Raw genomic sequence first — 21,163 nt, forward strand, 5'->3', positions numbered from 1 at the left:
GGCCGCAGGCCGGGCGCCGCGGCACAGTCGTAGTCGAGGAGCATCTGAGAGGAACAGCGGACGTGGCCGCCCCACCCGACCGATTGCGCCCCAACCGCGCCTTCCGCAGGCTGCGCGGCAGCCGCTCCCCGGGCGAGTTCGCCGCCGCGGTGCGGCGGGCCGCGCGGGAGATCGGCGAACAGGTCTCGTGTGACGCGCGCTACGTGGGCCGCGTGGAGTCCGGCGAGATCCGGTGCCCGAACTACGCGTACGAACGCGTGTTCCTGCACATGTTCCCCGGCCGCTCGCTGGACGATCTGGGCTTCGAGCCGCGGGCGGCGGTACGGGGCCGAAGGGCGCGCGGCGGCGACAATGCGCCCCCGCGTACGTCCGTACGCCCCACGCCCTCCGGGGCGCCCGCGCCGCCCGCCCCCGCGGGCGATCCCCCGCCACCGCTCCCGCCCTTCCCGGCGCTCCCGCCGGCCCGCGACCGTATGCCCGAGTTCCCCGCCGCCGCGGTGGCCGAGGCGGTACGCCGCATCCGGCTGCACGACGACCGGCACGGCGCCGACGACCTCTACGCCCGCGCCGGCTGCACCCTGCGCAGCGCCCGCGCCCTGCTCCAGCAGAACGCGCCGCCCCCCGGCTCCGACGCCGAAGGGCTGCACGCCGCGGCGGGGGAGCTGGCCCTGTCCGTCGGCTGGCTGGCGCACGACTCCGGCCGCTACGCCGACGCCCGCTCGCACTACGCCGAGGCCCTCGCCACCGCCCGGCTCGCCGACGACCCCGCCCTGGAGGCGCACGCCTTCTCCAACACCGCGTTCCTGGCCCGCGACACCGGCCGCGCCCACGAGGCCGTACGCGCCGCCCAGGCCGGCCGCCGGGCCGCCGCCGCGCTCGGCTGCGACCTGCTGCGCTCGCTGCTCGCCGCCCGCGAGGCCGGCGGCTGGGCGCTGCTCGGCGACCGCACCGCGACCCGCCAGGCGCTGACCGCGGCCTCCGACCTGTTCGCCCGGGGCACGCCGGACGACGGCCCGGAGTGGATGTCGTTCTACGGGGAGGCCGAACTGGCCGGGCTGGAGGCACAGTGCTGGGCGGCGCTCGGCGACCACCACCGAGCCGCCGAGTGCGCCCGCCGCGCCGTACTCCTCCAGGACCCGCACTTCACCCGCAACACCGCCCTGTTCACCGCGGAGCTGGCTGAAAACCTCGCGGCCACCGGCCGCCCCGACGAGGCCGCCGCCGCGGGCACCAGAGCGGTCGCGCTCCTGGGCGACGTGCGCTCAGCGCGCGTACGGGCCATGCTCGACGCCACCGCGGAACGGCTGCGGCACTGGTCCGGCAGCACCGAGGTCCGGGTCTTTCTCACGAACCTGGGACCGGTTTCAGCCTGATCCGGCTGCACGGGGCAACCTTTCCGGATCATTCAGCGTCTTTCTGGCTCCCTCCTCCATTCGGCGGACGGGATATACACCGTGCAGTGGGCTGACGTACACCGTACGGTTGACCGTGGGCCACGTGGGGCGGCCCGCAGCGGGGAAGCGGAGACGGAGTGCCTGGACCATGCGACTGAGGCAGCGTTGGTGGACGGAGCTGTTGCTCGTCGTCGTGGTGTACATGGCGTACTCGGCCGGAAGACTTCTGGCCCGCGGCGACGTGGCCATGGCCGTCGACAACGGCCTGGCGCTGCTCGACATCGAGAAGACGCTGCACCTCAACTTCGAGGACCCGCTCAACAGACTCTTCACCGCACACGCGGTGCTCGGCGTCCCCGCCGACTTCATCTACGCGTCCCTGCACTACCTCGTCACGCCCGTGGTCCTGGTCTGGGTCTGGCTCCGCCACCGCGCGCACTACCGGCGCTACCGCACCTGGCTGCTGCTCTCCACCGTCGTCGCCCTCGTCGGCTTCATCCTCATGCCGACCTGCCCGCCGCGGCTGCTGGACCCCGCGTACGGGTTCGTCGACACCATGGCGCAGTACTCCTCGTACGGCTGGTGGGGCGGCGAGGCGAGCGCACCCCGCGGCCTGGGCGGGCTGACCAACCAGTACGCGGCGATGCCCAGCCTGCACGTGGGCTGGGCGCTGTGGTGCGCGGTGGTGCTGTGGCGGCACGCGCCGCACACGCCGGTACGGCTGCTGGGCGTCGCCTACCCGCTCATCACCACCATCGTGGTCATGGGCACCGCCAACCACTACTTCCTCGACGCCGTCGCCGGCGCCGCCGTCATGGGCCTCGGCTGGCTCCTGCTGCGCCCGTCGCTGGGCGTGGCCGACGGCATCCGCCGCCGGGTCTACCGCCTGGGCTCCCGCATCGGCAGCGGCACGCGCGCGGGCTCCGGCGTGGTGGCCGCGGGCGGCCCGCGGACCGACGGCGCGGACGACGACGAGGTACCGGGGGACGACCGCGTTCCGGAGAAGGTCCGCACGGGTGCGGGCGGCGGCGTCCCGGGCGAGGACCCGGACACGCCCCACATCCCGGGCCAGCGCGCCGGCCACGACAACCCGGCCTCCGACGACCCGCCGGCACCGTCGGGCGGCAGACGTGCGCCGGTGGAACAGCGCGGCGGCGCGGCACAGGTGATGTGCCGGAGGCTGGCGTACTGACCGCGGGCTGACCCGGCGGGCGCGGCGTCCGGCGCGCCGCCGGCTCCGGAGCCCGTACGCGACCGCCTGCCGGCGGGGCACACCGTTCGAACCGGCCGGCCACCTGACGCACCCGCCCGGCGCATGCCCCGCCCCGGCCCCGGTGTCGGTGGGTCGTGCCAGACTGCGGCGCGTGGAACGTACGACCGCTACCGGCGACTTGACCCCCGCCGGCACCCGCCCGGCGGAGCACGGGACCGCCGCGGCTCCGGCGCCCGCGCTGCGCCGCCGGCTCGACGCGCTGCGCGGCGCGGACGTGCAGCCGCGCGCCCTGGACGCGCGGGCCCTGGCCACCCTGGCGGCCAACCCCGGGTGCCGCCGCCGGACGCTGCTGGACGGCGCCGGAATCGACAAGGGCGCGCTCGCCGAGGCGCTGGGCAGACCGGCGCCGTTCGGCCAGTCGCAGTTCGCGTTCGCCCGCGGCAACGCCTTCGAGGCCCGCATCACCGCCGACGAGGGCGCCGAGTTGCTGAGCCTCCTCGCCGAGCGGACCGGCCTGACCCCGCCGGAGCCCGCCGCGGTCCACGTCCCCGACCTCGCCGCCCCCGGCCCCCGCGGACGCACGGAACGCACCCGGCTCGCCCTCGCCGAGGCGGTGGCGGCGGGCGGGTGGACGCTGCTGCGGCACCCGATGGTCAGCCTGGAGGTGGCGGGCGCGCCGGTCCACCTGGAGCCGGACGCGGCGGTCGTCGGGCCGGACGGACGCTGCACGGTGGTCGAGATCAAGTCCTTCCCGATCCTCGACGGCGCGGCCGATCCGGCGAAGGTGGGTGCGGCGGCCCGGCAGGCGGCGGTGTACGTGCTGGCGCTGCAGCCGCACTGCGAGGTCCACGACGACGTGCTGCTGGTGTGCCCCAAGGACTTCTCCAACCAGCCGGTCGCCGAACCCGTCGACGTGCGCAGGCAACTGGCCGCCACCCGCCGCCAGCTCGCACGCCTGACCCGCCTGGAGGCCATCGCCGCCGCCCTGCCGGCGGACCTGGCCCTGGACGTCCGCCAGCCACCGCCGCGCCTCACCGCGGCGGTGGAGGCCGTGGACGCCGCGTACGCGCCCGAGTGCCTGGCGGCCTGCGAACTGGCGTTCCACTGCCGCGCGCGGGCCCGCGAGCGGGGGGAGGTGACGGCTCTGGGCCGCGGCGTCCGCGCCGAGCTGGGCGGTCTGCGCACGGTGGACGAGGTGGTGACGGCGGCGTGGGGCCCGGCGGCGCCGACCGCGCGGTCCGCGGGAGCGGACGCCGGAGCGGAGCCGGAGTCCGCGGGCGTCACGGGGGCGGGTTCGGCGGAGGACCCCGCCGTCGTCGCGCTGCGGCGGGCCGCGGTCCTGCGGGCGGAGGCGCTGTCCGCGGCGGGCGCGGCGCCGGGTGACGAGCCCGTTGCGCCCGCCTCCGCGCCGCAGGCGGGCGGTGGAGCCGCGTGAGTCTGATGGTCACCCTCGCGCGGGCGGAGGCCGTGGTCGCCGGGCGGGCCACCCCGCTCGCGACGGTACGGCACCGGCACCTGTCCGACCGCCCGCTCGTCCTCGTCCCGATGACCGCCGCCGGCGAGGCCGCCGCCCCGCTCGGCGCGCTCGTCGGCCGCGACCGCGACCGGCCGCGCCTGCTTGCCGTACCGCAGCCGCGCGACCGCGACCTGCGGTTCGCCTTCCTGGCGGAGCTGGCGGCCGAAGTGCTGCCGTATATCGAGTCGTACGCGGAGGACGAGGACACGGCGGATGCGGCGGACACACCGGGCACGGGCGACGCGCCGGGCGCGGCGGACGGCGAAGCCCCCGCGGAGCCCTGCGCCGACGCCGCGCAGCTCCTCGTGCCCAGCCGCGCCGGCGTCGAGTACGTGCGCCTCCTCGGCCGCTCCATGCGCTTCCGCAGGACCGCCGAGGACGATCCCGGCACCCCGCACCCCGCGCCCCCGCGCGTGCCGCTCCTCGGCCGCTGGCTGTCGCACTACGGCGAACGGGCACGCGTGCCCGGCTCCTCGCTGCTGCTGTCGGCGACCGACCTGCTCGCCCGGCACTGGGCCACCGGCCAGAGCACCGTCGAGGACCAGCACCTCGGCGCGCTGCTCGCCTGGATCACGGACGGCGCCGAAGCCGCGGAGCGCGCGGAGACCGGCCGCGACGCCGAGGGGCACCTGCTCGTGCCCCCGGCGGGACCCGCCACCGACCCCGCGTTCGACAACCGCCTCCTCGCCCCCGCCATGGCCCGCTTCGACCGCGCCCGCGCCGACGGCGACGCCGCCGCTGCACGGACGGCGCGGGAGGCCGTCGCACGGCTCGTGGAAAGCCGGCTGCGGCCCACGTGGGAAGCGGTGTGGCGGTCGTACGATCTGCTGCGTGCCCTGCCCGCGGGCGCGCACGTGCCGGACCGGTGGCTCGGGGACAGGTGGTCGTTCACCGCCCACCGCGACCGGCTGCGCGCCGGCGAGCCGCCCCAGCCACGGCGCGACGACGCCGTGACCGCCGCCCGCAAGCTGGCCCAGCGCGAGCGCGCGCTCGTCGAACTGGAGGCCCAGGAGGCGCTGGACGACCCGCTGACGATGGCGGAGCGGCGGCTCGCGGGGCAGGCGTTCGTGTGCCGTACGGAGTCGGTGGAGATGGCGTACTCCGAGGGCCGCCGCCCGATGCCCCGGCCGCTGGTCACCGTCGTCACCGACGACGAACCGCATGTGGAGGACGGCGCCAAGGTCCACCGCGAGCTGCCCGGCGGGCGCACGCAGCGCGCGCTGGTCGCCGGGTTCGGTCAGGGGCGGGTGACGGTGCAGTTGCAGGACGGCATGGGCCGCTCGCGGACCCCGGCGGAGGGCTCGGTGCCGGAGCCGGGTGACCGGGTGGTGTGGACGCTCTTCGAGCACTCGGCCCGCCGCGGCCCGGCGCTGCCGGAGCCGGAGGACACCCCGTGGACCCACGGCAGCCCGGCGGGGCGCGTCGCGGAGGAGCCGGACCGGGTGACGGCGGAGGACTTCCTGTGACGGCGGAACCGACGACGGAGCCGGAGACGGAGCCGGAAACGGCGCCGGGGGCGGCATCGGGGAGGGAGCCGGGGACGGGCGCGTCCGGGCCCGGAACCGCGGCCTGCGGCCCGCGGCCCGGCACCGCGGAGTCCTCCGACCCCGCCACCGCCGCCCGTCTCGCCACCGAGGCCATCCTCCGCGACACCCTCGACGGCCCGTCGCGCGGCGTCCTCGTCGACTCCCCGCCCGGCGCGGGCAAGTCCACCCTCGTCGTGCGCGCCGCCCGCGAACTGGCCGCCGCCGGCCGCCGGCTCGTCCTCGTGGCCCAGACCAACGCGCAGGTCGACGACCTCGTCGACCGCCTCGCCCGGGAGCAGCCCGATCTGCCCGTGGGGCGGCTGCACAGCAGCGACCCCCGGCCGTACGACCCCGTGCTCGACGGCCACGAGTGCGTGCGCACCGCCACGAGCCTCTCCGGTCTGGCCGGCCTCGACGTCGTCGCCTCCACCGCCGCGAAGTGGGCCTACGTCGCCGCGGCCCGGGCGAAGCAGGGCACCGGCGCCGAGCGCTGGGAGCACGCCATCGTGGACGAGGCGTACCAGATGCGCTCCGACGCGCTGCTCGCCGTCGGCGGACTCTTCGAGCGCGCGCTGTTCGTCGGCGATCCCGGGCAGCTCGACCCGTTCAGCGCGGTGGGCGCCGAGCAGTGGTCGGGGCTGGCCTGGGATCCGGCGGCCAGCGCGGTGACGACGCTGCTGGCGCACCACCCCGGGCTGCCGCAGCACCGGCTGCCGGTGTCCTGGCGGCTGCCGGCGTCGGCCGCGCCGCTGGTGTCGCGGGCCTTCTACCCCTTCACGCCGTTCCGCAGCGGTACGGGCCCGGGTGAGCGGCGGCTGAGGTTCGCGAAGCGGTCCGACGGGTCGGGCGCCGACCGGGTGCTGGACGAGGCGGCGGCGAGCGGCTGGGGGCTGCTGGAGCTGCCCGCGGCGCACACGCCGCGGACCGACCCGGCGGCGGTGGCGACGGTGGCGCAGGTCGTACGGCGGCTGCTGGAGCGGGACGGTACGACGGCCTCGGAGCGCGGCGAGGGAGCGCTGACGGCGGACCGGGTCGCCGTCGGCACGGCGCACCGGGACCAGGCCGCGGCGGTCCGGGCCGCGCTCGCGCGGGCGCTGCCCGCGCAGGCGGCGGACGCGGTGACGGTGGACACGGCCAACCGGCTGCAGGGCATGGAGTTCGACGTCACGGTGGTGCTCCACCCGCTCTCCGGCAGGCCGGACGCGACGGCGTTCCACCTGGAGACCGGGCGGCTGTGCGTGCTCGCCTCGCGGCACCGGCACGCGTGCGTCGTGGTGTGCCGGGCGGGCGTGCCGGAGCTGCTGGACGAGCACCCGTCGACGGAACCGGTGCAGCTCGGCGCGGCGGTGAAGTTCCCGGACGGCTGGGAGGCCCACCAGGCGGTGCTGGCGCATCTGGCGGACCATCGCGTACGGGCGTGAGCGCCCGGCGCGGCACAGGTCCGTACGGGCGGTCCTGCGGGGCGGCACGGTGGCGGGGTTGCGCGGCGGGGGAGAATGGGCGGCGGCCCAAGGCGAGTGGAGGACCTTTATGACGGAGCCGGAACCGGCTCGGCCAGGCCGGACGGAGCAGCGGCGCACCCCGCGCCGGCCCGCCGCGCTGCTCTTCGAGCCGCCGCTCGCGGAGCCCGACCCCGAGCATTTCTTCGGCCTGGAGTCGCTGGAGGACCCCCGCGAGCTGCTGGCCCGCGCCACCGACCTCACGCTGGCCTTCCGGGCGGCGACCGACCGGGCCATCGAGTACCAGGCGATGGCGGCGGCGCAGCTCGCCGACCCCAAGCGGTTCGACCGGCTGACGCCCGCGGCGATCGCGGAGCGGGCGGACTGGACGGAGGACTACGCGAAGCGGATGGTCGAGTTCGGCCGCGACCTCCTCGCGGGCGGCGGCGCCGGGTCGCCCTCGGAGACGTAGCACGCGCGGCCGGCGGTGTGCGGGCCCGCGCCGGCGGCTCCGGAATACCGATTTTCGATCTCCGGGGCCCGGGTGCTAAGGTCGTCCCTGTCGACAGGCGCCGTTAGCTCAGTTGGTTAGAGCAGCTGACTCTTAATCAGCGGGTCCGGGGTTCGAGTCCCTGACGGCGTACAGCAGCAGGACCGTCGACCCGGGCGCTTTCGGATCTCCGAAGGCGCCCGGTCCGCTTTTCCGCCCGGTTCCCGGCGCGGGAGAGCATCCCGTCGGCAGCGGACCCCGGGCCCGGAAGCGCCGCGTCTCACCCACGCCCCGGGTCCCGTTCGACCCGTACGCCCCAGCCTCCTTCCGCGGTCCGCCCGGTCACCTCCACCCGCACGCCCTCGCGCCTGAGGCGCAGGCTCTCGCCCGCCCCCAGCGGGGCGTCGGCGAGCGGCGGGTAGACGGAGGTGTCGTGGCAGGCCGCGGAGCGCGGGTGGCCGTCGACGACCTCGACGGGGCCGCCGCCGGAGTCGGTGCCGGTGTGGACGCGGTAGACGAGGACGCCCTCGGTGCAGGCGTGCCGGTCGTTGGCGTACCGGCCGCGGGCCTCCACGGCGACGGCGCTGGTGGCGCCGGTGGGCACGACGACCAGCCGGGTGTCACGCCGCAGGACCGCCGCGCCCTTGCCGTTCTCCCGCGCACCTCCCGGATCCTGGATCCCTCCCGTGCCTCTGCGCCTTCGCACCTCCTCCGCCCCGTTCTCCGCTTGCGTCTCCGTGGTTCCGTGCGGGGGCGTGCGCGGGCTCGCGGGGGCGGACAGCGCGTGCAGCGTGAAGCGGTCCGTCCCGGGGCCGTCGGCGCAGCCGACCTGGTCGTCGCCCAGCCAGCCGAGTTTCCACTTGTGCCAGCCGAAGGGGTCGGGTGCCAGCCCGAACTGGCTGCCCATGAGGTCCCAGTCGCCGACATGGGTGTCCCAGTCGGCCCTGCCGTCGGCCGGGCGGTGGTAGAGGTCGGGCAGGTCGAAGACATGGCCGGTCTCGTGGGCCAGGACGTTGCGGTCGGGCGGGTGCTGCTCGAAGACGGTGACGATGCGGTGCAGGTCGGTACCGTCCGCACGCATCGGGCTTTCGAAGTTGACCACCTTGGTGGCATCGGAATCCACGCCGGGGGCGTCGGGGTCGGCGACAAGATAGATCACGTCATAGTCACGAAAATTCACCTTCCGATCGGATGCGGACACCGCATCGGTCAGGAACCGACTGCGGGCCGCCGGGTCCCAGTCCCGGGCGATGCCGTACGACAAGGAGTCCGACGGCATGCGTATCCAGCGCTCGCGCGCGTCGACCCGGAGCCGGAACCGGCCGTAGGAGGCTCGCTCGAAGAAATCCGCGGTGGCCGGGAAGTGGTCCCCGGTCAGCTCGTCCGGGGAGGTCAGCGGCTCCGAATCGGGGAAGGAGAGAAACACCATCACCGCGTCGAGCTTCTTTTCCGGCCGCGGGTAGGCCGGGTCCCAGCCGGCCACCCCCTCGGAGTGGTGGGCGGCGGTGCGCTCCAGCGCACAGGGGTGGCCGGGCTGGGCGCCGACCGGATCGGCGATGAGGGAGGTGGCCATGACGGCGGACAGCGAGGTGGCCACGGCGGCGGCCCGGTGCAACGCGCGCGACTGGTCCTGTTCCCCAGGGGGTATGGATGGGTGGGCCACATCGACCTCATCGGCTCGGAAGAGTAGCGAACACAGCCCACTTTGTTCGTGTTTCTTCCCGCCCGTCCTGTTCCAGTGCCCCACACGGGTGACGCCGGGGCTGGACGAGAGGGGAGATCAGGAGCATGTGCGGGTAACACAAAGTCACATCTGGTCATTCGCCCGGCAGGAGGCGGCCATGTGCGATCACTCCCGGCCTCATCCGGCTCAGCGCTTTCCGCGCCGTTGCGGCGTCACTGGATCGACACAGCCGGTAGCCCTATGATCGGGCACATTTCCAGCGCTGTGGCTCTGCAGCGGCGGAGCCGAGCGGTCCCCACGGGCGGGAGCGAGCGGTGAGCGTATCTCTCGAAGGGCCGGGCTGCGGGCCCGGGACCTCACTCCAGGCGGTCACGGAACGTCACCTTCCCGCGGGCGCGCCCGTGGACGACTTCCGCGCCGCGTTCGACGGGGCGCAGCTCGCGATGGCGGTCGTGGGCGGAGACGGCCTCGTCCGGGCCGCGAACAGCCGGATGCTGGAGCTGGTCGGCGCCGGCGAGGGCGGCCTGGCGGGCGCCTCGGCCGCGGAGCTGACCGGGCTGCGGGACGAGCCGTGGAGCTGGGCCGGCTTCGTGGACGTGCTGCAGGGCCGGCGCGCCTCGCTGCGCTGTACGCGGCGGATGAAGGACGGGGAGGGCCGCTCGCTGTCGGTCGAGATGACCCTCACGCCCCTGTCCGGCGGGCGGGCGCTGCTGTCGCTGACGGACGTCACCGAACAGCGCGAGCTGCGCGCGAAGCTGCGCCATCTGAAGATGCACGACCCGGTGACCCGGCTGCCGAACCGGGAGCTGTTCTTCGAGCGGCTCACCGGCGCGCTGCAGGAGGCCCGGCAGGCCGAGGAGCCCGCGGCAGAGCACGGCGGCGCGGGCCGGGGCCGCGGGCAGGGCCGGGCGCGTACGCGCTCGCAGGCGCCGCCGCCGGGGGCGCCGGGACGCGTCGGGCTGGCGTACCTCGACCTCGACGGCTTCAAGGCGGTCAACGACACCCTCGGCCACCGCGTGGGCGACCGGCTGCTCGCCGCCGTCGCCCGCCGGCTGGTGGCCTGCACCGCGGAGGCGGGCAAGGCCGAGAAGCACGGCATCACGGTCGCCCGGCTCGGCGGGGACGAGTTCGCGGTGCTGGTGGCCCGCTCCGCGGGCACGGAGCAGCTCGGGGAGCTGGCGCAGCGGCTCCTCGACGCGCTTCAGGAGCCGTTCGACCTCGCCGGGCAGCGCCTCGCCGTCTCGGCGAGCATCGGCGTCGTCGAGCGCGCCGCCAGCGGGCAGACGGCGACGGCGCTGATGCAGGCCGCCGACACCACGCTGTACTGGGCGAAGGCCGACGGCAAGGCCCGCTGGACCCTCTTCGACCCCGAGCGCAACGCTCACCGGATGACCCGGCAGGCGCTGTCCTCGACGCTGCGCCCGGCCATCGAGCGCGACGAGTTCACGCTCGACTACCAGCCGCTGATCGACCTCGGCGACGGCAGCGTGCGCGGCGTGGAGGCGCTGGTGCGCTGGCAGCACCCGAAGCTCGGCACGCTGACGCCGAATCGGTTCATCGGACTGGCCGAGGAGAACGGCGCGATCGTGCCGCTGGGCCGCTGGGTGCTCGCCACCGCCTGCCGCGGCGCCGCCGGCTGGCGCCGGCTGCGCCCCGCCGACCCCGTGTTCGTCAGCGTCAACGTCGCCGTGCGGCAGGTGTGGGACTCCGACCTGGTCGCCGATGTCGCGCAGATCCTGGAGGAGACGGGCCTGCCGCCGCGGCTGCTGCAACTGGAGCTGACGGAGTCCGCGGTGATGGGCTCGGCGGGCCGCCCGCTCCAGGCGCTCCAGGAGCTGAGCGAGATGGGCGTCGGCATCGCCATCGACGACTTCGGCACCGGCTACTCCAACCTCGCCTACCTCAGCCGGCTGCCGGTGTCCGCGCTGAAGCTCGACGGATCGTTCGTCCGGGGCTTCAGTTCCGCGGAACACCCGAGTCCGGCGGACGAGACGATCGTCGAGGCGCTGGTCGACCTGGCGCACCGGCTGGGCATCAGCGTCACCGCGGAGTGCGTGGAGAGCGGCGAGCAGGCCGAGCGGCTGCGCCGGATCGGCTGCGACACGGCGCAGGGCTGGTTCTACTCCCGGGCCGTGCCGGAGGAGCGGGTGGCGCGGCTGCTGTAGGACGGCCGGAGGGCGTCGCCTTCCGGCCGTCGCGTACCCGTCGCGTGCGTCCGCGCCCCCGGCGCGTACGCCTCCGAAACCGGCGCCTGCGCCCCCGGACGCGGGCCCGCCGTCAGCTCCCCGACGGCTCGCCGAAGAGCCGTCCCAGCGCCGGTTGCGCCGTCCGGCGGCCCAGCAGGCGCAGGCCCTCCCAGACGGTGACCTGGTTCGCCGTGAGCACCGGCTTGCCGAGCGCGGCCTCCACCTCCGCGACGTACGCCGCCGTGTGCAGCGCCGTGTCCGGAAGCAGTACCGCCTCCGCCTCCGGGTGGTCGCCTCCGCGGGCCAGCGCCAGCACCTCGTCCCGGCCCCAGGTGCCCACCTCGGCGGCGGTGATGATCCCGCTGCCGCGAGTCGAGGTGACCTCGGCGCCGGCCGCCTTGAGGAACACGGCGAACAGGTCCGCCACGTCCTCCGGGTACGTCGCCGCCACCGCCACCCGGCGCACCCCCAGGTCCGCCACCGCGTGCGCGAAGGCGAACGACGTGCTGGAGGCGGGCAGCCCCGCGGTCTCGGAGAGCTCGGCCACCTGCCGCGCCGCGCCCTCCGGCCCGTAGACGAAGCTGGCGCTGGTGCACGCCCAGACCACCGCCTGCGCGCCCTGGGCCTTCAGCTCCTCGACGCCGGCGGCCAGCCGGGCCGCGGAGCCCATCTCCAGCAACGCGTCGACGCGGTGTGCGTCCTCGCCGATGTCGGTGTGGACCAGCGGCAGCGCCGTGCCGCCGCCGAGCATGTCCTGGATGCGCGGGTAGTCGTCCTCGGCCGAGTACCCGGGGTAGAGGAAACCGACGGTCGCGGTCGCCTTGGCGGTCTGCTGCACACTGCCTCCGTCCTGCGTGAACGTGCTTCCGCCGGCGTGGGCACTCCCCCACGCCGGGGTTCCGGTGTTCCGCGCCGGCCTACGCCGGCCACTGCCCGGGTTCGTCCGGCCGCAGCGGCTCCGACGCGTCCGCCGCGTCGGCGTCCTGCGCCTGGGCCGAGCCGGCCAGCGCCGCCTCCGGCGGCGGCGGTCCGGGCAGGTCCACCGGCGGCGGCACCTCGGCGGACCGCCCCGGCTGTTCCGCCGACAGCACCGTGATGTCGGGGAGCACCGTGGCGTCCGGCGGCGCCATCGACGCCCAGCCGAGCCGCGCCGAGGGGTCCAGCAGCGCCTGGTAGGGGCCCACGGCGTCCTTGCCGATGCGCTGCAGCGCGGCCCAGACCGTGACCTGGTTCGCCGAGAGCACCGGCATCCGCAGCTCCGCTTCGAGCTGGGGGATGACGTCGTACGTCGGGAGGTTGGTGCAACTGATGAAGAGCGCGTCCGGGGAGCCGTGCGCGACGGCGATCCGCGCCATGTCGACGACCTCCCGGTACGGCACCCGCCAGATGTGCCGGGTCAGGCCGAGGTTGGCCCGTCCCGTGACCTCGATGCCCCCTTCTTCGAGAAACTCCTCCAGTGCTCCGGTGACGGACGGCGTGTAGGGCGTCACGATGGCGGCGCGGCGCGCGCCGATCTCGTTCAGCGCGGCGAGCATGGCCCCGGACGTCGTCAGCGACGGCACGGCGGCGGCGGAGGACATGGCGGCGGTCATGGCGCGCTCGCCCATGCGGCCGTCGGCGAAGCTGCCGGACGCACAGGCGTAGGCGATGACCTCGGGCGAGACGGCGGTCAGGGCGCGCACCGCCTCGCGGAGTGTCTGGTGCTCACTCACGAGTCTGGCCAGATCGAGGCTGACCTCGACCGGGACGTAGGGGGTACGTGTCAGATGCAGGGACACGTCGTCCGGCACCCACCGCCAGAGCTCGCGGTCGAGCGCAAAGTCAAAAGGGGCTACGACACCCACACCACGCTGTGGCTGTGGTCCGCCCAGAAAAGAGACGTCCATGAGGATGCCCCGTTCGTACGGAGGGCTGGGGGAAGGTGGATCATCTGGAGCAGCCGGTGAGCGACCGGGACGCAGTGACAGATGCGGTTATTGACGAAGGTAGAGGCACACCCCTAGCGTGGTCAATCCTCGCATCTCCGACGTTTTTCCGCCTTGTCATTCAGGCTACATCCAGTACTGCGATCCAGTACTGCGGACCATTGCAGCAGCGCCACATTGCGGGACGGTTTCCTTCCTATGTCCGATATCCGCGTGCTCGTCCTCGACGACGATCCGCCCCCTGACCTGGAACGACTCCGGGGACGGGCCCAAGTGATCAGCACGGACGAGGACGGGCTCGCCGAGCTGCTGCCCTCCGCCGACGTGGTGCTGGTGTGGGACTTCACCTCGCACGCGGTGCGCAGAGCATGGCCGGGATCCGGCCCACGGCCCCGCTGGGTGCACACCCCGAGCGCCGGCGTCGACCACGTGCTCTCCCCCGAGCTCGCGGCCTCCGACACGGTGCTGACCAACGCCCGCGGGATCTTCGACCGGCCCATCGCGGAGTACGTGGCCGGGCTGGTGCTGGCGATGGCCAAGGACCTGCCCGGCACCTGGGAGCGGCAGCGGCAGCGCCGCTGGCAGCACCGCGAGACGCTGAGGCTGGCGGGAACCCGGGCGGTGGTCGTGGGCGCGGGGCCGATCGGGCGGGCCATCGCGGAGACGCTCGGCTGCCTGGACGTGCGTACGGAACTGGTGGGCCGGACCGCGCGTGACGGCGTACGCGGTCAGGCGGAGCTGCCGGCGCTGCTGGTGCAGGCCGACTGGGTGGTCTGCGCGGCGCCGCTGACGGCGGAGACCCGCGGGATGTTCGGCAGCGAGGCGTTCGCGGCGATGCCGGACCGGGCCCGGTTCATCAACGTCGGCCGCGGTCCGCTGGTGGACACCACGGCGCTGGTCGCGGCGCTGGAGCAGCAGGAGATCGCGGCGGCGGCGCTGGACGTCTTCGAGAACGAGCCGCTGGCGCCCGAGGACCCGCTGTGGCAGGTGCCCGGCCTGTTCGTCTCGCCGCACATGAGCGGCGACACCGTCGGCTGGCGCAGGGACCTGTCGGAGCAGTTCCTGGAGCTGTTCGACCTGTGGGAGGCGGGCCGGCCGCTCTTCAACGTCGTGGACAAACAGGTCGGGTACGTGCGGTGACGGAGAATCCGGCGGAGACGCTGACGGACGAGCGAGGAGGAGGCGGGATGGCGGGGAGTACGGATCCGGCGGATCTCACGGCGGTGGAGCTGCTGCGCGGCTACCGGTCCGGCGAGTTGTCGCCCGTCGAGGCCACCCGCGCGGCGCTGGCGCGCGCGGCACGGGCGCAGGAGCTGACCAACGCCTTCGTCACCTTCGACGACGCCGTACGGGACGCCGCGCTCGCCCGCGCGGAGGCGTCCGCGCGGCGCTGGCAGCGCGGGGAGCCCGCCGGGCTGCTCGACGGCGTGCCGGTGACCGTCAAGGACATGATCCTGCAGCGCGGCACCCCGACGCTGCGCGGCTCCAGGCTCGTCGATCCGGACCGCGACTGGGACGAGGACGGGCCCTCCGTGGCCCGGCTGCGGGAGCACGGGGCGGTCTTCCTCGGCAAGACCACGACGCCCGAGTTCGGCTGGAAGGGGACCACGGACAGCCCGCTGAGCGGGGTCACCGCCAATCCGTACGACACGGGCCGCACCACCGGCGGCTCCAGCGGCGGCAGCGCGGCGGCGGTGGCGCTGGGCGCGGGACCGCTCAGCCTGGGCACCGACGGCGGCGGCTCGGTGCGGATCCCGGCGGCGTTCTGCGGGATCGTCGCGCTGAAGGCGACGTACGGGCGGGTGCCGCTGTATCCGGCGAGCCCGTTCGGCACGCTCGCGCACGTCGGGCCGATGACCCGGGACGTCCGGGACACGGCGCTGATGATGGACGTGATCAGTGACGCGGACCCGCGGGACTGGTCGCAGCTCGGCCCGCCCCCGGGCGGCTTCGTCGACGCCCTGGACGGGGCGGCCGACGGCGTGCGGGGGCTGCGGGTGGCGTACAGCGCGTCGTTCGGCGGGCAGGTGGCCGTCGACCGGCAGGTGGCCACGGTGGTACGGGCCGCGGTGGAGCGCCTCTCCGACCTGGGCGCGTACGTGGAGGAGGCCGACCCGCGGCTGTGCGAGGGGCTCGCCGCCTGCCAGGAGGCCTTCCACACGCTGTGGTTCAGCGGCGCCGCGCGGGTGGTGCAGCCGTACGGTCCCACGGCCAAAGAGCTGATGGACCCGGGGCTCGCGGAGATCGTGGCGCAGGGCGAGCGGTACAGCGCGCTGGACTACCTGGCGGCGGTGGACGTACGGATGGCGCTCGGGCAGTCGATGGGGCGCTTCCACCAGACGTACGATCTGCTGGTCACCCCGACCGTGCCGATCACGGCGTTCGAGGCGGGGGTGGAGGTGCCGAAGGACTCGGGCCACACCCGCTGGACCGGCTGGACCCCGTTCACCTACCCCTTCAACCTCACGCAGCAGCCGGCCCTCAGCCTGCCCTGCGGGGTGGACGGGGCGGGGCTGCCGGTGGGGCTGCAGCTCGTCGCGGCGCGGCACCGGGACACGCTGGTGCTGCGCACGGCGCAGGCGCTGTACGAGTCGGGGATCGCGGACGGCATCCGGCCGCCGGAGTCGGCCGTCGGCTGAGGCACCGCGCCGCGGGGCCGCCGGACGGCGGCCCCGCGGCGCTGCAAAGCGTCAGAGCCGGCGGAAGTTGAGCGTCTCGCCGAGCGCACCGCCGCGCCACAGGTCCTGGCAGGCGGCGGCCATCTCGTCCAGCCCTTCCACGACCGAGCCCCACACGATCCCGGGGACCCACCCCGAGTCGCCGTTGATGAGCAGGTTGTTGCGCTCGTAGAAGAGCGCGAGGTCGACGACGCTCGCCCGGCCCTGGTGCTTGGCCTCCGCCTCGTAGCCGTAGCTGGCGGTGCCGAGCACGGTGTCGGTGAAGCTGAAATAGCACAGGTCCCCGGGGATCGGGGTGACCGTCGGGTTCTCCAGCGGCGGCTCGGCGGGCGCGAAGGCCGGGAGCAGGGCGTAGATCTCGTTGCGGGCGTACTTCGCGTGGTAGACGTCGCCGCCGAGCGGGAGCGCGTCCCACACCGCGGCACAGGTCACGGGGGCTCTGTCGTCGAGCAGCTTCGCCGTGCAGCGAACGCCGCGCTTGGCCAGAGAGACCTCGACAAATCGTGCAGACATGCACCACTCCCTCGTTCGGTGTATCCCACGATAACGGGAGTATCACCGGCCGGAACCGACCCGCATAACTTCGGCGGGGGCGGGTAGCCGCGCGCCCATGGTTCTACGTGGTGAGAACGAGACGAGAAGCGGGCCGGGCGGGCTGAGGCGCCGCACGCTGCTCGCGTCCGCCGCCGCCGTCGGCGCGGCCGGCGCGATCGGCGGAGCCGCCGGTTGCAGCCGGACCGCTGAGGCAGACGGCACCGTCGAAGGGGGTGACCTGCTGGAACAGTTGCGAGACCGCGGCGTCGTCAAGGTCGGCATCGCCGGTGAGGTGCCCTTCGGCTATATCAACGAGGACGGCGACGCCGTCGGGGAGGCACCGGCCATCGCCGAGGTCATCTTCAAGCGGCTGGGCATTCCGAAGATCGAACCGGTGCCGGTGGAGTTCGGGGCGCTGATCCCGGGGCTCAAGGTTGCGCTGTTCGACGTGGTGTCCGCGGGAATGTATATCAACCCGGACAGATGTGCCCAGGTACTCTTCGCCGATCCCGACTATCTGATGCTGGACTCCTTCATCGTGAAGAAGGGCAATCCGCACGGCATCCAGGATTACAAGGACATCGCCGACAAGGGCCTGAAGCTGGCGAGCGGCACGGCGTACGCCGAGATCGACTACGCCAAGGCCAACGGGGTCAAGGAGGTCCTGGTCCTGCCGGACCAGGTGGCCGGCCTGGAGGCCGTCGAGCAGGGCCGCGTGGACGCCTTCGCCGGCACCAGCGTCACCGTGAACAACGCGGTCAAGGGCTCCAGGCGGGCGGAGGGGACGAAGCCGTTCCAGCCGGTCGTCGACGGTGAGCCCGCCTACGGCGCCGGCGGCTTCGCGTTCCGGCTGTCGGAGAAGAACCTGCGCGACAAGTTCAACGAGGAGCTGCACAAGCTCAAGGAGAGCGGCGAGCTGCTCCGTATCGTCAAGCCCTTCGGCTTCACCGAACGGGAGATGACGGATAAAACGGTGAAGGAGCTCTGCCCCTGATGATGAGCTGGGATTTCTTCACCGAATGGTTCCTCCCGGGCATATGGATCACGCTCCAGGTGCTGATCTACAGCGCGGTGCTGTCCGCGGTCGTGGCGTTCGTCATAGGCACGCTGCGGACCTCGCGGTTCTGGATCGTGCGGTTCCTTGCCGGTGCGTACTTCGAGATCTTCCGCGGTATGTCCGCGCTGATCTTCATGTTCTGGATGGCTTTCGCGGTGCCGCTGATGCTCGGCTGGCAGTTCGTGCCCCTGTGGTCCGGCACCCTGGCGCTCGGCCTGACCTACGGCGCCTACGGCTCCGAGATCGTCCGCGGCGCCCTGGCGGCGGTGCCGGCGGCGCAGCGGGAGGCGGGCATCGCGCTCAGCTTCACCCGCTGGCAGCGGCTGCGCCGCATAGAACTTCCGCAGGCGTGGCCCGAGATGATACCGCCGTTCAACAACCTGCTGATCGAGCTCTTGAAGGGCACGTCGCTGGTGTCGGTCATCGCCGTCGCCGACATGACGTTCGCCGGAAACCTGCTGCGGCTGGCGAAGAACGAGAGCGCGCCGATCTACACGCTGCTGCTGGTCCTCTACTTCATTCTCGCGTTCGTCCTCACCCGCCTCATGCGGATGCTGGAGCGCCGGGCCAAAGCGGGGGTGGGCCGGGCTCCGGAGAAGAAGAACGGCTTGCTCTCCCGCAAGCTCAGCCCCGGCGGTGAGTCCATGCAGGCGAGTACTCAAGGCGCTGGAGGTCTGGGATGACGTTCGACTGGGATGTCGTCGATGAGTTCATGCCACGGTTCTGGGACGGCGTGCTCATCACGCTCCAGGCCCTGGCGCTCGGCACACTGATCGCCTTCGCCCTCGGCCTGGTCTGGGCCATGGCGCAGCGCGCGCCGCAGCGGTGGGTCCGCTGGCCGGTGACCGCGGTCACCGAGTTCATCCGGAACACGCCGCTGCTGGTGCAGTTGTTCTTCCTGTTCTACGTGGTCCCTCAGTGGGGTCCGTCCATGTCCCCGCTCACCACCGGCATCGTCGGCCTGGGCCTGCACTACTCGACGTACACCGCCGAGGTGTACCGCGCGGGCATCGACGGCGTACCGGTCGGCCAGTGGGAGGCGGCGAAGGCGCTCAGCCTGTCGCGCGGGCGGACGTGGACGTCCGTGATCCTGCCGCAGGCCATCCGCCGGGTGGTGCCCGCACTGGGCAACTACGTGGTCGCGATGCTCAAGGACTCGCCGATGATCGCGGTCATCGGCGCGCTGGACATGCTCGGCGAGGCCCGGCAGTTCAGCAACGAGACCTTCACCACCGAGGCCATCACCGTCGTGGGCGTGGCGTTCATCGTGATCGCGTACCCCGCTTCCCTTTTGATCCGAGTCCTGGAGCGTCGCCTTGTCAACCACACCTGACTCCACCACCGAGAACCCGCCCGTGGACGGCAGCGAGCTGATCCGCTTCGACAACGTGACCAAGCGGTTCGGCGACAACGTCGTCCTGGACGACCTGTGCTTCGACGTGTCGTCCGGCAAGCACGTGACGCTCATCGGGCCCTCCGGGTCGGGCAAGACCACGATCCTGCGGCTGCTGATGACCCTGGTGGAGCCGGACAGCGGCACCATCAAGGTCAACGGCGACTACCTCTTCCACGAGGAGCGCAACGGCAAGCTGGCGCCGGCGGGCGAGAACCACATCCGCGAGGTGCGCAAGAACATCGGCATGGTGTTCCAGCAGTTCAACCTCTTCCCGAACATGAAGGTGATGCGGAACATCACCGAGGCCCCGGTGCACGTGCTGGGCATGTCGAAGGACGAGGCGGAGACCCGGGCGCGGGAGCTGCTGGAGCTGGTGGGCCTCACCGAGCACATCGACAAGTACCCGACGCAGCTCTCCGGCGGCCAGCAGCAGCGCGTGGCGATCGCCCGCGCGCTGGCGATGCGCCCGCAGGTGCTGCTGCTGGACGAGGTCACCTCGGCGCTGGACCCGGAGCTGGTCGCGGGCGTGCTGGACCTGCTGCGGGACATCGCGCGGTCGACGGACATCACCATGCTGTGCGTCACCCACGAGATGAACTTCGCGCGGGACATCTCCGACGACGTGCTCATGTTCGACGCCGGAAAGATCATCGAGTCCGGGCCGCCGGAGAAGATCTTCAGCGAGCCGGAGCACGAGCGCACCCAGCAGTTCCTGAACGCGATCCTCTGAGACGCGGCGGACGCACTCGGCGGGCGCCCTCCGGTACCGGAGGGCGCCCGCCGGCGTACCCGGGAGAGACGCGGAGGAACGCACGGGTGACGGTAGGGAGTTGTGCGGCTACGCTGGGGCGTCGGCCGCTGTGAGGCCGAGGGCCTCCGGGCCCGCCAGGAGTGAATACGGGGAAAGCCTGAGGAGACACGTCAGGGAGACCACGTGGCGGTCCTGCACCAGCCTCCCGGGGACCAGCCCCCGGGCCGAAGACCCGAGCCGGCGAATGAACCCGCGGCGCCCTTCCCCTCCGTACGGCACGCCCTCCGCGTGCTGGAATCCGCGGCCCGGCACGGCGGCGGGGGCTTGCCCGTCGGCCGGCTCGCCCGCGAGACCGGCCTGCCGCCGGGGCACCTGGCGCACCTGCTGCTGATGCTGCGCAGGCAGCGCTACCTGGAACGGCTGGAGGACGGCTCGTACACCCTCGGCGAGGCCGTGGCGCTGCTCGGTGCGGGCGGGAACCGCACGCGGGCGGTCCACGACAAGCTGCAGCGGGGGATGCACGAGCTGCGCAAGGCGACGCGGGCCGCGATCTATCTGGCCCGGTACGAGGACGGGGAGGTCCGCGTCACGCAGATCGCGGACGGGCCGGGGACGCCGCGGGTCAACGAGTGGGTGGACTTCCGCTCGGCGGCGCACGCCACGGCGATAGGCAAGTGCCTGCTGACCCAACTGGACCACGACGCCCGCCGCGAACACCTGTCGCGCCACCGCGCGGCGCGGCTGACGTCACGGACGATCACGAGCGAGAAGGCGCTGCTGGCGACGCTGGACCGCCAGGTGGCGACGGTCCCGACCCTGGACCTCCAGGAGTACGCGGTGGGCACGGTCTGCGCGGCTGTCCCGCTGACGGCGGGCCGCGAGGTGGGCTGCGTGGCGCTCTCCCTCCCGGTCCACCAGACCCACCGCCTCCGGGCGGCGGCGGAGAAGCTGAACAAGGAAGCGGGAAACCTGCTTCTGGCGCTGACGCTGTAGGGGGCAGAGCGGAAGGCGGCGACCGGCGAGCGGTCCGCGGACCGGGGGCCGGGGGGGTGCCTCTATGTCCTTCGTCAAGCCTGAACTGGTCATGCGATGGCTGCTGCGGGGGTGCGTGGTTCATAGAAGGTGCCGTCGCGGAGCATGGCGAAGAGCACGCTGATGCGGTGGCGGGCGAGGCGGAGGAGGGCTTGGGTGTGGGTCTTTCCCCGGGCCCGGCATTTGTCGTAGTAGGTGCGGGAGGCGGGGTCGTGCAGGGCGGCGAAGGCCGAGAGGAACATGGCCCGTTTGAGCTGCCGGTTTCCGCCTCGTGGTGCGTGTTCGCCGTGGATCGATGTTCCGGACGACTTGGTGGTGGGGGCGAGTCCGGCGTAGGAGGCG

General features: G+C 73.6%; 19 protein-coding genes and 1 tRNA gene. 15 read left to right on the forward strand and 5 right to left on the reverse strand.

The window, feature by feature from the left end:
• Positions 1 to 83 precede the first annotated feature (83 nt).
• The 7 genes from I003_RS0103870 to I003_RS0103900 all read left to right on the forward strand — a co-directional run bounded on the left by I003_RS0103870 (position 84) and on the right by I003_RS0103900 (position 7,731).
• Positions 84 to 1,373: an NsdA family TPR-like regulatory protein gene (locus I003_RS0103870; RefSeq protein WP_051368074.1), complete on the forward strand. Its 1,290-nt coding sequence runs from the start codon at positions 84 to 86 to the stop codon at positions 1,371 to 1,373.
• 169 nt (positions 1,374 to 1,542) lie between these two features.
• Entirely contained in the window at positions 1,543 to 2,586 is a 1,044-nt protein-coding gene (locus tag I003_RS0103875) for a phosphatase PAP2 family protein (RefSeq protein WP_486584077.1), read from the forward strand.
• Positions 2,587 to 2,785: 199 nt separating this feature from the next.
• The gene (locus I003_RS0103880; protein ID WP_051368075.1) at positions 2,786 to 4,042 is read left to right on the forward strand and encodes a hypothetical protein; all 1,257 of its coding nucleotides are present in this window, start codon (positions 2,786 to 2,788) and stop codon (positions 4,040 to 4,042) included.
• A gap of 5 nt (positions 4,043 to 4,047) precedes the next feature.
• Entirely contained in the window at positions 4,048 to 5,589 is a 1,542-nt protein-coding gene (locus I003_RS0103885) for a hypothetical protein (RefSeq protein WP_078563709.1), read from the forward strand.
• Positions 5,586 to 7,070, forward strand: coding sequence for an AAA domain-containing protein (locus I003_RS0103890; protein WP_027770300.1), 1,485 nt, complete (start codon positions 5,586 to 5,588; stop codon positions 7,068 to 7,070). Before I003_RS0103885 ends, I003_RS0103890 begins: the two co-directional genes overlap by 4 nt.
• A 109-nt stretch (positions 7,071 to 7,179) precedes the next feature.
• Positions 7,180 to 7,560 carry a hypothetical protein gene (locus I003_RS0103895; protein ID WP_027770301.1) on the forward strand — a complete coding sequence of 127 codons (381 nt, stop codon included), beginning with the start codon at positions 7,180 to 7,182 and terminating at the stop codon, positions 7,558 to 7,560.
• Between the two features lie 97 nt (positions 7,561 to 7,657).
• Positions 7,658 to 7,731, forward strand: a tRNA-Lys gene (locus I003_RS0103900).
• Between the two features lie 127 nt (positions 7,732 to 7,858).
• On the opposite strand, the gene I003_RS0103905 is transcribed toward I003_RS0103900, so the two are convergent.
• Entirely contained in the window at positions 7,859 to 9,241 is a 1,383-nt protein-coding gene (locus tag I003_RS0103905) for a M6 family metalloprotease domain-containing protein (protein ID WP_486584078.1), read from the reverse strand.
• Between the two features lie 422 nt (positions 9,242 to 9,663).
• Between I003_RS0103905 and I003_RS0103910 the strand changes: the two genes are divergently transcribed.
• The gene (locus I003_RS0103910) at positions 9,664 to 11,427 is read left to right on the forward strand and encodes an EAL domain-containing protein (RefSeq protein WP_027770303.1); all 1,764 of its coding nucleotides are present in this window, start codon (positions 9,664 to 9,666) and stop codon (positions 11,425 to 11,427) included.
• A gap of 112 nt (positions 11,428 to 11,539) precedes the next feature.
• On the opposite strand, the gene I003_RS0103915 is transcribed toward I003_RS0103910, so the two are convergent.
• Together I003_RS0103915 and I003_RS0103920 are read right to left on the reverse strand one after the other, a co-directional pair.
• Positions 11,540 to 12,286: an aspartate racemase/maleate isomerase family protein gene (locus I003_RS0103915; protein ID WP_027770304.1), complete on the reverse strand. Its 747-nt coding sequence runs from the start codon at positions 12,284 to 12,286 to the stop codon at positions 11,540 to 11,542.
• A 79-nt stretch (positions 12,287 to 12,365) separates the two neighbouring features.
• Positions 12,366 to 13,334, reverse strand: coding sequence for an aspartate racemase/maleate isomerase family protein (locus tag I003_RS0103920; protein ID WP_037719985.1), 969 nt, complete (start codon positions 13,332 to 13,334; stop codon positions 12,366 to 12,368).
• 237 nt (positions 13,335 to 13,571) lie between these two features.
• On the opposite strand from I003_RS0103920, the gene I003_RS0103925 reads away from it, so the two are divergent.
• Positions 13,572 to 14,513, forward strand: coding sequence for a D-2-hydroxyacid dehydrogenase (locus I003_RS0103925; RefSeq protein WP_027770306.1), 942 nt, complete (start codon positions 13,572 to 13,574; stop codon positions 14,511 to 14,513).
• 47 nt (positions 14,514 to 14,560) lie between these two features.
• Positions 14,561 to 16,012, forward strand: a complete 1,452-nt coding sequence (locus I003_RS0103930) for an amidase (RefSeq protein WP_027770307.1) — start codon at positions 14,561 to 14,563, stop codon at positions 16,010 to 16,012.
• Positions 16,013 to 16,063: 51 nt separating this feature from the next.
• Here the strand turns inward: I003_RS0103930 and I003_RS0103935 are convergent, their stop codons facing one another.
• Positions 16,064 to 16,564 (reverse strand): DUF3830 family protein, encoded by a 501-nt coding sequence (locus I003_RS0103935; protein WP_027770308.1) that lies wholly within the window; start codon positions 16,562 to 16,564, stop codon positions 16,064 to 16,066.
• Between the two features lie 97 nt (positions 16,565 to 16,661).
• Here I003_RS0103935 and ehuB point away from each other — a divergent pair, with 97 nt between their 5' ends.
• The 5 genes from ehuB (at position 16,662) to I003_RS0103965 (ending at position 20,782) form a co-directional block, all read left to right on the forward strand.
• The gene (gene ehuB, locus I003_RS0103940; protein ID WP_027770309.1) at positions 16,662 to 17,579 is read left to right on the forward strand and encodes an ectoine/hydroxyectoine ABC transporter substrate-binding protein EhuB; all 918 of its coding nucleotides are present in this window, start codon (positions 16,662 to 16,664) and stop codon (positions 17,577 to 17,579) included.
• Positions 17,579 to 18,325: an ectoine/hydroxyectoine ABC transporter permease subunit EhuC gene (gene ehuC / locus I003_RS0103945; RefSeq protein ID WP_027770310.1), complete on the forward strand. Its 747-nt coding sequence runs from the start codon at positions 17,579 to 17,581 to the stop codon at positions 18,323 to 18,325. The genes ehuB and ehuC overlap by 1 nt, the downstream gene beginning before the upstream one ends.
• Positions 18,322 to 18,975: an ectoine/hydroxyectoine ABC transporter permease subunit EhuD gene (gene ehuD / locus I003_RS0103950; RefSeq protein ID WP_027770311.1), complete on the forward strand. Its 654-nt coding sequence runs from the start codon at positions 18,322 to 18,324 to the stop codon at positions 18,973 to 18,975. Before ehuC ends, ehuD begins: the two co-directional genes overlap by 4 nt.
• Positions 18,976 to 18,997: 22 nt before the next feature.
• Positions 18,998 to 19,768: an ectoine/hydroxyectoine ABC transporter ATP-binding protein EhuA gene (gene ehuA / locus I003_RS0103955; RefSeq protein ID WP_037719987.1), complete on the forward strand. Its 771-nt coding sequence runs from the start codon at positions 18,998 to 19,000 to the stop codon at positions 19,766 to 19,768.
• Between the two features lie 213 nt (positions 19,769 to 19,981).
• Positions 19,982 to 20,782, forward strand: coding sequence for an IclR family transcriptional regulator domain-containing protein (locus tag I003_RS0103965; RefSeq protein WP_051368079.1), 801 nt, complete (start codon positions 19,982 to 19,984; stop codon positions 20,780 to 20,782).
• Between the two features lie 89 nt (positions 20,783 to 20,871).
• Here I003_RS0103965 and I003_RS31425 read toward each other — a convergent pair.
• Positions 20,872 to 21,163, reverse strand: a 292-nt coding sequence (locus tag I003_RS31425; RefSeq protein WP_037720030.1) for a transposase, incomplete at its 5' end; no start/stop codon positions are given.

The sequence above is a fragment of the Streptomyces sp. CNQ329 genome (assembly GCF_000482585.1).